Annotated in this window: 9 protein-coding genes; 3 read left to right on the forward strand and 6 right to left on the reverse strand. The window is 67.8% G+C overall.

Going from position 1 to position 12622, the window contains the following annotated elements; translation table 11 throughout:
• Window positions 1-74: 74 nt before the first annotated feature.
• From JUB13_RS01235 to flgK, 6 genes are all read right to left on the reverse strand, one after another.
• The gene (locus JUB13_RS01235; RefSeq protein ID WP_207476500.1) at window positions 75-1433 is read right to left on the reverse strand and encodes a tetratricopeptide repeat protein; all 1359 of its coding nucleotides are present in this window, start codon (window positions 1431-1433) and stop codon (window positions 75-77) included.
• Between the two features lie 72 nt (window positions 1434-1505).
• Window positions 1506-2249: a DUF1217 domain-containing protein gene (locus JUB13_RS01240; protein ID WP_207476502.1), complete on the reverse strand. Its 744-nt coding sequence runs from the start codon at window positions 2247-2249 to the stop codon at window positions 1506-1508.
• A 25-nt stretch (window positions 2250-2274) separates the two neighbouring features.
• The gene (locus JUB13_RS01245) at window positions 2275-2661 is read right to left on the reverse strand and encodes a flagellar biosynthesis regulator FlaF (RefSeq protein ID WP_207476504.1); all 387 of its coding nucleotides are present in this window, start codon (window positions 2659-2661) and stop codon (window positions 2275-2277) included.
• A gap of 117 nt (window positions 2662-2778) precedes the next feature.
• Entirely contained in the window at window positions 2779-3600 is an 822-nt protein-coding gene (locus JUB13_RS01250) for a flagellin (protein ID WP_207476506.1), read from the reverse strand.
• Between the two features lie 190 nt (window positions 3601-3790).
• On the reverse strand, window positions 3791-4846 hold the full coding sequence (locus JUB13_RS01255; protein WP_207476508.1) for a flagellin: 1056 nt from the start codon (window positions 4844-4846) through the stop codon (window positions 3791-3793).
• A 20-nt stretch (window positions 4847-4866) separates the two neighbouring features.
• Window positions 4867-6525, reverse strand: a complete 1659-nt coding sequence (gene flgK, locus JUB13_RS01260) for a flagellar hook-associated protein FlgK (RefSeq protein WP_207476511.1) — start codon at window positions 6523-6525, stop codon at window positions 4867-4869.
• 297 nt (window positions 6526-6822) lie between these two features.
• Between flgK and JUB13_RS01265 the strand changes: the two genes are divergently transcribed.
• From JUB13_RS01265 to JUB13_RS01275, 3 genes are all read left to right on the forward strand, one after another.
• A complete protein-coding gene (locus tag JUB13_RS01265) occupies window positions 6823-9123 on the forward strand; it encodes an O-linked N-acetylglucosamine transferase, SPINDLY family protein (protein ID WP_207476512.1) in 2301 nt (766 codons plus the stop codon).
• Between the two features lie 105 nt (window positions 9124-9228).
• Window positions 9229-10398 carry a glycosyltransferase family protein gene (locus JUB13_RS01270; RefSeq protein ID WP_207476514.1) on the forward strand — a complete coding sequence of 390 codons (1170 nt, stop codon included), beginning with the start codon at window positions 9229-9231 and terminating at the stop codon, window positions 10396-10398.
• A 72-nt stretch (window positions 10399-10470) separates the two neighbouring features.
• Window positions 10471-12354, forward strand: coding sequence for a glycosyltransferase (locus tag JUB13_RS01275; protein WP_207476516.1), 1884 nt, complete (start codon window positions 10471-10473; stop codon window positions 12352-12354).
• Window positions 12355-12622 lie beyond the last annotated feature (268 nt).

The raw sequence follows: 12622 nt of genomic DNA on the forward strand, positions 1-12622 counted from the left end.
GCTCTCCTGGGCCGCGCCCGACGGCTCGCGCGGGACGGGCCGCCGCGGCGCCCCATCCCGCGCGAAGTGAGCGCTCAGATCTTGCCGAAGAGGTTCAGGGGCGACGGTGCCGCCGTGCCGGGGCCCGGCCGCTGCGCGACGACGATCAGCCCGTCCACGGGTTGGCCGGCATTGATGCGCAGGCGCTCCGGCGCCGTGGAGCGCACGGTGAAGCCGCATGCCTCGAGCGCGCGCCGCACATAGTCGCGACCATGGGCGAAGCGCCCGGTCGGCTGCATCGCGTAGTCCAGCGTCGGGTGCCGCTCGACCGAGAAGACGAACAGCCCGCCCGGCTGCATGCGCGCGAAGACGTTCGCGAAGAAGGCGTCGAGGTTGCCGATGTAGCCGCAGACGTCGCCGGCCACCACGCCGTCGTAGAGCCGGTCGTCCGATCCCAGGCTCTTGGTGAGGTCGGCCTCCTCGAGCTCGTGGTAGATCTCCTTGCCGACAGCCTGCATCAGCATGTTGTGAGAGACGTCGACGCCGCGCAGGAAATCGGTGACGTCGTGCACCATCACGCCGACGAGGCCGGTGCCGCAGCCGAGGTCGAGGATCGCCTGATAGCGGCGTTTGCCGTAGAAGGGATCGGTCAGCGCGCGGCGGATCAGGCCGGGGACACGGTAGCGCAGCTTCTCGGTGACGTCCTTGTCGTAGTAGCTGGCATAGCCGTCGAAGGTGTTCGCGACCAGCGCGCCGGGAACCGCCTCCATGGCCTCGCCCGAGGCGACCGAGAGCATGTGAGCCGAACCCGTGTTGGACGGGTCGAGCTCCAGCGCCTTGCGGAAGGCCTCGGCCGCCTGCTCGCGCTGCCCCGACTGCATGTGCAGGGCGATGCCGAGATTGTGGTAGAGGGCGGTCGTGGGCTTCGACGCGATGGCCTTGCGGCAGGCCTCGGCGGCACCGGCATAATCCTTGAGCGACAGCAGGGCTCCCGACAGGTTCAGCGCAGCATCGGCCGAGTCCGGCACGGCGCCGAGCACCGTCTCGAATAGCTCGACGGCGGCCTTGTGGTTGCCCTGCCCCATCATGGCGCGGCCGAGATTGATGTAGAGCTGTGGCATGTGCTCGGGTGCGGCGCCGTTGATGGCGCGGACGTGGCAGACCACCGCCTGGTCGTAGAGCTTGAGCTCCTGCAGGTGCGCGCCAAGACGGTCGAGCAGCATCGGATCGGCGTCGCCGTTCATTACGATCTGGTTCAGGTCGTCGGCGGAGCGGTAGACATCTCCCAGCGCCAGGGCGCAGTCGGCGCGAAGCAGCAGCGCCTCCCGGTCCTTCGGCGCGGCCGCGACCGCCTGCTCGGCCTCGATCAGCGCGCCGGCGAAATCGCCCTGGGAGAGCAGCGCCCGCCCACGCTCCATGGCGGCGGGGGATGCGGTGATGGTGTCAACGGACATGACGGAAGCTCCGTGCATCGCAGCCGCGCAACGGGCGCCGGACGCAAGATCGTGGGGTGAGACGGGCGCGGATCAGGCGAACAGGTTCAGAAGCCACGACTGGCCCCCGCCATTGGTTTCCATGTTCTTCTGGTCCATCATGATGAGATAGCGCTGTGTGAACTTTGCGACCGTGTCCGGATCCTTGAGATCGTCGAGCTTGATACGGGCCTCGAGCGCCGCGGCCTGGGTCTCGACCTCTTGGAAGGCGAGCTCCTGCGGGATGTTCAGGGCCGTCGTCACCACGTCGCGCAGGATCTTGTCGCCGAGAATGTCGTAGTAGTTCTCGACCTGACCGATCTTCTCCTGGAAGTACCTGGCCTTGGGAACAGCGATGTTCTCGAGGCCGAGCGTCTTCTCGTAGCTGATCTTGGCATAGCTGCTGACGAGCTTCTCGATCGTCTCGGGATTTTTGAGCGTGCTGAGCCCGGTCTCCGCGAATTTCAGCGCCTCGGCCGCTGCCTTGAACCGCTTGTCGGTCAGCCGGTTCATGAGGGCGTCTGTGTTGTCCGCGCGCTCGGTAAGGGCGCGCTTGGCCCGGCCCGGGAACGGGATCTCGTCCTCGAGGTTCGAGGCCTTCAGGACGAAGCTCATCATGCGGTAGTCGCTGAAGATGTCGTCGACACTCTTCAGCGAGCCGACCTTCTCGCGGAAGTACTGCACCTCGCGCGTCACGGCCGGGTCCTTGCTGTGGCGCTCGACAGCGGTCGAGCCCTGCTTCTCCACCATTTTGAAGAGGGTGAAGGCGGACGATCCGAGACCCGTGAGCGTAGCCATGACGGCGCCTCCTCGGCGATCGGGATTAGGGTGCAGTCTTCTCCGGCTGCACCGCGGGGATGGCGCTGCTCATCAGCCCTTCGATGATCTGGTTGTTGATCTCGATCAGGAAATCCACATCCAGGTTGCCGGTGATGTTCTCGTCGATCTCCTTGATCACGGCGCGGCCAATGGTGATCAGCTGCGTGCGCAAGGCGGGCGGAAGCTGGTTGGCGTCATCCGACACGGCGTTGATCACGCCCATCCAAAGCAGCTTGTTGTCGGATGCGGCCCGGACGAGGTCCATGCCTCCGGTGCGAAGCTTTCCCTGCTGCAGCGCGTAGGTGATGCGCTTGAAGAGGTTGGCCTCCTGCGACCGGTAGTCGGTCTTCATGGAGGCGGCCTGCCGGTAGGCGTTGATCTTCGAATTCATGTCGCGGCCCGATGATCTCGGATGGTGAAAGGTCGAAAAGAAGCAAACAGCAGAATGAATGAAGAATGAGGAAAGGCCGTCCCTTCCCGTGTGACCGGGAAGGGACGGCTAACCCGCTTACCGGAACAGGCCGAGCAGAGACTGCGGAGCCTGGTTCGCGATGGACAGGGCCTGCGAGGCAAGCTGCTGCTTGACCTGCAGGGACTGCAGCATCGCGCTTTCCTTCGCGAGGTCGGCGTCGACGATGGCACCCATACCAGTCTTCGTGGCGTCAGAGATCGCCTTGTTGAAGTTGATCTGGTTGCCGATGCGCCGGGCGTCCGCCGCCAGCTGGTTCATCGAGATACCCAGGTTGGTCTCGGCTGCGCCGAGGCCACCGCTGGTGCCGATGAGGGTCGCCGCGGCCGAGTAGGTGCTCGCCGAGGTCAGCGAGTTGTACACCTTCGCCATCATGTCCTGGGCGGAGACGGTGATGTTGCCGCCCGAGACGTTGGAGATCAGCGACTGGTTGGAGGCGCCGCTCCCGATGAGCGTGATGTTGTTGTACTGGGCGTCGTTGATGAAGTTGTAGATGTCGTTCTTGAGCGTGTTGTACTGGTTCTCGTAGTTCGTGCGGTCCGCACCGGTCATGGCCTGGTCGGCCAGCTTGGTGAGAACCGTACGGACTTCGGTCAGGGCCTTGGAGATGTTCTCGCCGGCCTTGACGGCGACGTCGATCATGCCCTTGCCGACCGAGAGGCGCTCGTTCACGGCGTTCAGAGCCGCCATGTCGCCGCGCAGGCCCTCGGCGACCGCGTAGGACGCACCGTCGTCATAGGCGTCGGAGACGTTGTAGCCGGTGCTGATCCGCTTGTTGGTCGTCGACAGGGCGTCGGACACGTTGTTCAGGTTGCGCAGGGCAACCATCGCGCCGACGTTGGTGTTGATAGAGTTCGACATGATTAGGTCTCCATTTTGGATCAAACGTGGGCTTCTGCCACCGCTACGATCTTTCGGATGATCTGTTAATTAACGCTTAACATCCGACGCATCCGACCGACCGTTCTTCCGGGCTCTGCGGCGCTGGTTGGCGCCGGGCCAAAGGTCTTGCCGTGACGGCGGGACGGCAGCGCTGTCACGCCGGCCTCCGTCACAGGAAATCATTGAGGTTGGTCTGGTTCAGCGACGCGGTGACGCGGAACGAGGCCTCGAGTTGGGTCTGCGCGAGTTGCAGCCGCGTGATCGCCTCGGCCATGTCGACATCCTCGACATCGCCGACGCTTCGCTGGAGCACGACGTCGAGATCCTTGTGGCGCGTGCCGATCTGCTCCATGCGCTTCATCGCGGTGCCGAGCTTTCCGACCTCTGTGTCCACCTGGGTCACGGCAGAACCAAGTGACTGGCCGACCTGGGACAGGTACTGCTTCAGGTTGGCCTTTTCGGTCTCGTCGGTCGGGCTCGGCAGGTTCGCGATCGCCGCCACCTCGCGCAGGATCTCGCGGAAGTACGGGAGATCTCCGGCGGGAACCGCGCCGTTCGCGGGAGTGCCGTTGGTAGCCAGGACGCCATAGGTCACATCGACCCCACGGTCCACGCGCGCCTTTGACTGCTGGACGATGTCGGCGGGATCTTCGAGGTTGTCCGAGAAGAGATCCGTCCAGGCCCGCGTCTTGGTCTGCGCATGAGCCGCAGCCGGGTTCTGGAGCGGGTCGGAGGCCGCGGTCCCCATGTCGGTGGCGATATTGCCGAAGAGAGTGCGCGCCTTTGCCTCGGGCAGCGGCGGGTTGGCCTTGTCGGACCCGCTGAGGACGTATTCGCCGTTTACGCGCGTGTTGAAGAGCCCAACGAGCTCGTCATAGGCGCGCTGGGCGATCGACTTGACCACGGCAGGATCGGCATTCGGGTCACTCTGCAGCTTCGTGATCTCGAGGTTTATGTCCTCGCCGATCTGGCCGATCCGCTCCATGGTCGAGACCGTCGACTGCAGGCGGAGCCGAGCCGTGTCGATGTTCGACAGGTAGCTCTTGTACTCGGTGATCTCGGAACGGACACTGATGGAGACCCGCGCGTCGGTGCCCAGCCCGCCATAGGTCGTCGACTTCTTCTGGGTCGCGACCTGGTCGCGCAGCTCGGTCAGGCGCTGCTGGACGTCCAGGTTGTGCGCCCGCATCCGGAGGTACTGGCCGCTGGTCGAGATCGAGGTCATGGCGTTTCTCCTTCAGGGCCTCAGCCAACGAGCTGGATCAGCTCGGAGAACATCTCGCGGTTGGTGGTGATGACCCGCGCGGCGCTCGAATAGGAGCGCTGAAGCTGCACCAGCAGGGAGATCTCCTCGTCGAGGTTGACCCCCGACTGGTCGGACATGCGCTGGTCGAAATGGTCGCGGACATCCTCCGCGACCGTCTTCGCGTTCGTGACGCGCGCACGCTCGTTGGCCTGCCAGCTCACGAGCTCCGTGGCCGTCTGGCCTAGCGTCAGGCCGAGCGGCAGCGACGTCTCGATCGTTCCGTCGGGTCCAAGCGACGTGTTCTCGAAGGTCGCCGTCGTCGTGCCATAAGTCGCCGGAGGGCCGACGGCGGTGACGCTGGTCTCGAAGACCGGATCCGCCGTGTCGAAAACCTTGCTGAGGAGGTTGCGGATCACACTGCTGTCGCCCTTGGTCGCCGGTCCAGGGTCCGTTCCGCCTGCGGAGGGCGGCGTCGGCGGGGCCGCGCCAAGCGCGGTTCCGGCATCGAGCGCGACGAAATGGCCGCCAGCGGAGTCATAGGCGGCGGGCGAGGCGTTCCAGCCGGTGCCGTCGCGCAGCAGGCGTGGATTGTTCTTCACGAGATCCGGGACCTGGATCTGCGCGGCGAAGCCCGTGTTCAGGCTCGGCGGCGTGACGGGCACCGGGTTGTCCGCGGGGATCGTCGTGTCGGCGCCGGCGAACAGGCGGACGCCGGACATGGAGAAGCGCAGCGCCAGTTCCTGCGCGAGCTCGTCAAGCTGCGCCTGCATCTTCGGCAGGGTTTCGTCGCGCAGTTCGATCAGCGCGCCGATCTTGCCGCCCTGGAGGCTGCCCGTGACGTCCTGCGCGGCGGGAACCGCGGTCATCATGATGCCGGGCACGGTGCCAGCACCGCCGTAGTAGCTCGAGGGCTGGAGGGTCGCATTGGCGACGCTGACGGTTTGCTTCGTGCCTTCGAGCAGCGCGAACCGTCCGTCGCCCGTCGAGATTCCGTAGGCTCCGTCCCCGCCCTTGTAGTAGTTGACGTCGATCAGGTTCGCGATCTCGCGCAGCGCGATGTCGCGCTTGTCCTCGAGATCGGGCTGGTCGACGTTGAGCCCGCTGGCGGCGGAGATGTTCTTGTTCAGGTCGGCGACGATGCCGAGGTTGGCGTTCAGCTCGCCGACCGCCGAGATGATCTCCTGGTGCGCCTGGTTGCGCAGGTCCGTGATAGTCTTGCTGAGCTGGTTAAAGGTGTGCGCCAGCGTCTGCGCATCGTCGATCAGCTTCTGCTGGAGCAGTTCGGAGTCCGGCGAATCCGCGAGAGTCAGGAAGCCGTTGCGCATCTTCGAGATCTGGCTCGCGAGCGAGGTCTCGGCGGTCGGGCTGCCGTGCAGCTCCTCGACCCGCTTCAGATAGCTCTCCGTCACCGACAGGGCGGTCACATCGCTGTCCCGCCGCAGAACCTCCTTCTGGAGGTACTGGTCGATGGTGCGCTGTATCCCCGTAATGTCGACGCCGTAGGACTGGCCGTTTACGACCTGCGTCGCCTGCTGGGCGACCTTGCGCGTGTAGCCCGGGGTATCGGTGTTGGAGATGTTGCGGGAGACGACCTCCATGTGTTTCTGCGCGACGCCCAGGCCCGAAAGGGCATGTCGAAGCGAAACGTCGAGACCCATGGTCCTCTCCCCGATCCGGGTTGCCGCAGCGCGGCCCCGCCAGAGGGGGAAGCAATCGTCGTACCAGAGCCTCAGGCTAAGCCTGGCGCGGCTTTCAGCGCCCCGGCACGGGTCGGAGCGGGGGGCGGGCGGCATGTTTTGCCGGCCTGGGCGCAGGATTTGCCGCCCGCGCGGCCCCGAAGCCGGCGCCTCGCTGGCGCAGGACCGCACCCCGTCCGAGCTTCCGCCGCCGTGGCGCGGCTGGCATAGTCCCGCGACGCCGTCCGCATGGGCGGTGCCCACGCGCGGAACGCATCTATGGCCGCTACCTTCCAGGAGCTCCTGTCGCTCGGCGGCAGGTTCCACCAGCTCGGCGACCTCGCCCGCGCCGAGGCGCACTACCGCGCGGCGGCCGCGCAGGACCCCGCCCGGCCCGAGCCGCACTACATGCTCGCGGGCGCAGCGCTGGCCCGCGGCGCCGTGGCCGAGGCCCGGCAGCACGCCGCCGCGGCCCTCGCCCTCGGCGGCGAGGACCCAGACTACCTGCTCCTTGCCGCCGAAGCCGAGGCGCTGGGCGGCGAGCTGCGGCGCGCGGCCGACCTCCATGCCCGACGGGCAGCCATCCTGCCGGCGGATGCGACCTCCTGCACGGCGGCCGGCCGGCTGCTCCTGATGGCGGGCGACGGAGACGGCGCGGCGGACGCGTTCCGCCGCGCGCTCGTCCGCGCGCCATCCTCGGCCGAAGCTTGGTCGGGGCTCGGGAACGCGCTGGCCGAGACCGCCCCGTCGGCCGCCGCCGACGCGCTGGGCAGGGCGCTGCGCTTCGCGCCCTGGGACGGCGGCGTGCTGCGCATGCAGGGCCTGGCGCTGCTGAAGGCCCACCGAACCCGCGAGGCCGAGACCGCGCTGACGCGCGCCGTCGTCGCGGACCCCGGGCACCCCTGGGCCTATCAGCTGCTCGGCCGGGTCCAGCTCTCGCTGGGGCGCCGCCGCCTGGGCCTTGCGCTACTGGCGCGCGCCCTGATCATCGACCCGGCCATGCTGGATGCCTGGCTGCCCATGCATGCCGGCCTCATCCACGAGCGGCAGGCCGACAAGGCCGCGCGCGTGCTGCGCCACGCTCTTGCGCTCGCGCCGGACTTCCGGCCGGCCTGGATCGCCCTGGCGGGCTGCCAGCAGGATCGCGGCCTCTACGACGACGCCATGGTCTGCTACGACCGGGCCGAGCGGCTCGCCTCCGGCATCGGGATCGCGCTGAGGCGCGCCCTGGCGCTGCCCGTGATTCCCACCGACCGGAGCCAGATCGCAAGCGTGCGCGAAGACATGGCAAGCCGGCTTGACGCACTCGCCGCCACTGGCGCGCGGCTGCCCGACCCTCTCGACGCCGAGGTGCAGGGCGCCTTCTACCTGGCCTATCACGCATGCGATGACCGTCCGCTGCAGGAGCGCATCGCACGATTCTACCTGTCGGCCTGCCCCGCCCTGGGCTTCGAGGCGCCGCATTGCGCGCGCTGGACGCCGTCCGCCGGCCGGCGGATCCGGATCGGCGTGATCTCACAGCACTTCTATCATCACACGATCGGGCTCCTGAACCTGGGCCTGGTGCAGCATCTCGACCGGCGGCGCTTCGAAGTCGTGGTGATCACGCCCCCCGTGCCGCCCGACCAGGTCAGGACGGCTTTCACTTCGGCCGCGGACCGCATCGTCGAGATCCCGCACGACCTGTTCCTCGCGCAGCGGCGCATCGCGGCGCTCGAGCTCGACATCCTCTACTACGCGGATGTCGGCATGGCCGCGCTGACCTATTTCCTGGCCTATGCGCGGCTCGCCCCGCTGCAGACGCTGACCTGGGGCCATCCGGACACCACGGGCATCCCCAACCTCGACCACTTCCTGAGCTGCGGTGCCATGGAGCCGCCCGACGCGGAGGCGCACTACAGCGAAAAGCTCGCCCGCCTGCCGGGGACGACGCTGTTCTATCCGAAGCCCCGGCCGCCCGAGCCCATGAAGCCGCGCGCCGCGTTCGGCCTGCCGGAGGAGGCGACGCTCTACGTCTGCCCGCAGAGCCTTTTCAAGATCCACCCGGACTTCGACGACCTGCTGATCGCCCTGCTGCGCCGTGACCCGCGCGCCCTGGTCGTCCTCGTGAACACCCAGGACCGGATGGTGGCCGAGCTGCTGATGCGGCGGATCAGCACCACCGCCGGCAAGGACCTGCGGCCGCGCTTCCAGATCCTCGGCCGCATGCCCAGCGTCGACTTCCTGAACGTCATGGGTCTGGGCGACGTGATGCTCGACCCTCTCCACTATTCCGGGGGCAACACCAGCCTCGAGGCGCTTTCGCTGGGAACGCCGATCGTCACCTGGCCGGGCGCCTTCATGCGCGGCCGCCACACCCACGGCTTCTACCGGCTCATGGGATACGAGGATCTCGTCGCGCGCGACGTCGCGGACTATCTGGAGATCGCCCTGCGCCTGGGCACCGATCCTGCCGCGCGGAAGGCGGCGCGGGCGGCGATCCTTGCGCGCGTCGACCGCCTGTTTGAGGACGCGGCGTCCATCCGCGCTATCGAGGACTTCCTGGAGGCCGCGCTGGCGGCACGCGGGACCGGCGGCTGAGTTCCGACCACGGGCCTGCGCGGCATCTCCACGACTTCTTTACCAATCTTCGATTTCCATCGTGGCCGGGCGCACGGACCGCCCGTCCGCGAAAGCCCCGAAGCCATGCGCCTGCTGATCCTCGACCCCGCGCTGATCGACTTCTCGGGCCACCATTTCGGCTACAATCAGGCGATCCTGGAGGTCTCCCGACGGCGCGGCGTCGCGACACGCGTGCTCGCCAACGCCAACTGCGCCCCCTCCATCCTGGAAGCGCTGGACGCGGTCCGCTGCTTCGAGATCGGGACCTATCTGCGCCCCGCCGCGCACGAGCTCGACATCCCGGTCGTCACCAACTACCTGCACGGCTCGGCCTTCGAGCAGAACATGCGCAGCCATGCCCCCTTCTCCTTCGATGAGGAGGACGTGGTGCTCGCGCACACCGCGACATACGACCAGATCCTCGGCCTTCTGCGCTGGTATCGGGACCTGCCCCGGCCCTGGCCGCGGGTCGCGATCCAGTTCATGTTCCCCCCCTGGTTCCGCCTGCACAGCCGGGACAGGGCGCTGTCCATCGAGATGCAGCGCCGCGCGATGGCGGCCTGGATGGAGGACGGCGACAACCGCGTGGGCTTCTTCTCGGACAGCGGCGTCCTCAGCCGCTATCTGGAGAATTTGGCGGGAGTGGCGGTGCGCCAGCTTCCGATGCCAATCATCTTTCCGGCCGAGCCGGCCCGGGCGCGGACACCGGGCGAGCCGCTGACCTTCGCGTATCTCGGCGAGCCACGCCTGGAGAAGGGCTTCGACGCGCTGGTCCGAGCACTCGTCGAGAATCGCGGGCGCAGCGCCCTTCCCCTCCGCTTCGTGATCCAGACCAGCGGCATCCAGGACGCCGGCTTCATCGACGGGCTGCGCCGGGCGCTGCCATCCGACATCCTGGTGAACGAGACCGTCTCGACGGAGCGGTACTGGCAGCTCATGGGCGCGGCGGATGCGCTGCTGCTGCCCTACGAGCCCGCGGCCTACGAGCTGCGCAGCTCGAGGATCCTGGTCGAGGCCGTCGGCTTGGGCAAGCCCGTGCTGGTCACCGCCGGCACATGGCTGGACAAGGAACTCGACCATCTCGGCGGGACCGGGGTGCGCGCCGAGAACACCCCTGCGGCCGTCTGGGACGGCATCCGACGCCTTGCCGAAGGCTATGACGCACTGGCGGCCGGTGCGCGCCCGGCCGCAGAGCCCTGCCGCATGCGCAACAGCCCGGACGCATTCGTCGCGGCGCTGCTGGGGCCCGCATAGGGCCGGGGCATCGTTAACGGTTCCTTTCCGACGCCCCCCACACCCTGCACCGGAGCTGGGGGAACACGCCCGATGAAGACGAAGGTCCTGATCGTCACCGACGACTACGGCCATGGCGGCGCGGCCGAGTACACGCACCGCTTGGCGCTGGCACTGCACGCGCAGGACTTCGAGGTCGTGTACGTCCAGCCTGCGCAAAGGACCGCCGCCGTCGACCATCGGGAAGCCGTCGGGATCCGCCACCGGCATTTCGGCTACGACCCCCTCGCGCTGCTCGGCCACAGCTACCGCGACCGCGCCTTCCCCGCCGCAGTGCTGATGGAGGAAAGACCGGACTTCGTCCTGTTCTCGGACTGCCTGCCGGAATCGCTGGTCGCGGCCAAGGAGGCCTGCGCCTTCCTCGACATCCGATTCGGCGTGGTCAAGCACTACGTGGCCCCTGACACCCAGGCGGCGAAACTGCCGGACGTGAGAGCCAAGATCACGGCCGTGCTGCGGCAGGCCGCCTTCGTCGTCTGCGTCTCCGAGGAGAACGCGGGCCTGCTGCGGGATATCTTCGACCTGCCGGACGTGCGGGTCGTCTACAACGGGCGGCCGGACTCCTTCTTTGCGCCGCGATCGGCGGCAACGCGCCGGGCCCTGCGCGACGAATGGCGGGTGCCGCAGGACGCGACCCTCGTCTTCACCGCCGCGCAGATCGAGCCGCGCAAGGGCTTCCAGTACCAGCTCCAGGCGCTTTACGTGCTGAAGGAGGCCAATCTCCTCGACGGGCTCTATTTCGTCTGGGCCGGCGCCGTGACGCCCTTCGCGCTGCAGCTCGAGGACGCGCTGGACGAGCTCGGCTGCCGCGACCACGTGCGCCTCGTCGGCCGCCGTTCGGATATCGCCGACTGCCTGGACGCAGCCGACATCTTCCTGCTGCCCTCCGAGCGCGAAGGAATGCCCCTGGCCGTGCTGGAGGCCATGGCCAAGGGCGTGCCGGTCGTCGCGACCGCGGTGAGCGGTATCCCCGAGGCGTTGGCCGGCGGTACCGGAGCCCTGCTGTCGGATCCGAACCGCACGCCGAAGGAGACCGTCATGGAGCTCGCACGCGTGCTGTCCCGCTGGAAGGCGGAGACGGCCGAGCGCGAAGCCGTGGGTGCGGCGGGAAAGGCCCGCGCAGACACGCTTTTCCGCGAGACCCGGACCTATGGCCAGATGGGCGACTTCATCCGCATCGGCCTTTTCCCTCCCGACGACTACGTCTCTCCAGGGCTGCGCAGGATCCGAGCGGACGCGCATTTCCCGTTTCTGTGGCGCGGCTCCAGGGGGGCCGCGAGCTCACCCTGGATCCGCCGCGACATCCCTCACGGCTGGTACGTCGACATCCGCAAGCCGGATACCGGATTCCTGACCCGGGACGAGGCGCATCTGCTGCATAACGCCGCCTTGCCCTATGCCGGCCGCCCCGCGCTGGAGATCGGCTTCTGGTTTGGCTGGTCGACCTTCCACCTCGCCGCGGCCGGTGTCGTTCTCGACACGATCGATCCCGGTCTCGCCGAGCCCCTGCAGATCGACACCGCGCGCCAGGCGCTGGTCGGCCTCCCGGATGCCCAGGTCTCGTTTCTGCCGGGCGAGAGTCCCGCGACCGTACGGACGCTCGCGGAGCGCGAGGGACGCCGCTGGTCCCTCTTCTTCATCTCGTGCCCTGGCGACGATGCGGTTTCAGGGCATGCGGCTGAATGCGCGCGCTGGGCACAGGCCGATGCGCTGGTGCTCATCCATGGCCTCGCCGCACCGGCCGCCGCCGAAGGGCTGCGGGTGCTGCAGCGTCTCGGATGGCGCACGCGGATCTACGACACCGCGCAGATCATGGGCTGCGCATGGCGTGGTACGGCGGAGCCGCCGGCCCACATCCCGGACCCGGCCGTGCGCTGGAGCAGGCCTGCACATCTGGGGGATCTCGGCACGGAATGAGGCCGGGAGACGGGTTCGTAGCCGGCGTTCGGCATGAACCCGAGACCAGTCCCGCCGAGCCCGGCGGGACGAGGAGCGCGCGCGTTCCATGAAAACCATGCGCGGCGATCCGCCGCGCATGAGTTGAGACAATAATGCGCCGTGAAGACAGCGCCCCTCCCGGCTCCTATCTTGATGTATTACCCATTTTGGAGCATATTGATCTTGGATTTCCCGTGAAGATCCAAGCAGGGGAGCCGATGGCCGGCGCGCCCCGGGACCATTCAGG

Origin of the sequence: Arenibaculum pallidiluteum, assembly GCF_017355985.1 — a bacterium.
Lineage (GTDB): Bacteria > Pseudomonadota > Alphaproteobacteria > Azospirillales > Azospirillaceae > Arenibaculum > Arenibaculum pallidiluteum.

What these genes read in the sequence shown, in the direction of transcription:
- JUB13_RS01240 (WP_207476502.1), bottom strand. Translation starts at nt 2,249, where the DNA reads ATGGCTACGCTCACGGGTCTCGGATCGTCCGCCTTCACCCTCTTCAAA.
- flgK (WP_207476511.1), bottom strand. Translation starts at nt 6,525, where the DNA reads ATGGGTCTCGACGTTTCGCTTCGACATGCCCTTTCGGGCCTGGGCGTC.
- JUB13_RS01235 (WP_207476500.1), bottom strand. Translation starts at nt 1,433, where the DNA reads ATGTCCGTTGACACCATCACCGCATCCCCCGCCGCCATGGAGCGTGGG.
- JUB13_RS01265 (WP_207476512.1), top strand. Translation starts at nt 6,823, where the DNA reads ATGGCCGCTACCTTCCAGGAGCTCCTGTCGCTCGGCGGCAGGTTCCAC.
- JUB13_RS01275 (WP_207476516.1), top strand. Translation starts at nt 10,471, where the DNA reads ATGAAGACGAAGGTCCTGATCGTCACCGACGACTACGGCCATGGCGGC.
- JUB13_RS01245 (WP_207476504.1), bottom strand. Translation starts at nt 2,661, where the DNA reads ATGAATTCGAAGATCAACGCCTACCGGCAGGCCGCCTCCATGAAGACC.
- JUB13_RS01255 (WP_207476508.1), bottom strand. Translation starts at nt 4,846, where the DNA reads ATGACCTCGATCTCGACCAGCGGCCAGTACCTCCGGATGCGGGCGCAC.
- JUB13_RS01270 (WP_207476514.1), top strand. Translation starts at nt 9,229, where the DNA reads ATGCGCCTGCTGATCCTCGACCCCGCGCTGATCGACTTCTCGGGCCAC.
- JUB13_RS01250 (WP_207476506.1), bottom strand. Translation starts at nt 3,600, where the DNA reads ATGTCGAACTCTATCAACACCAACGTCGGCGCGATGGTTGCCCTGCGC.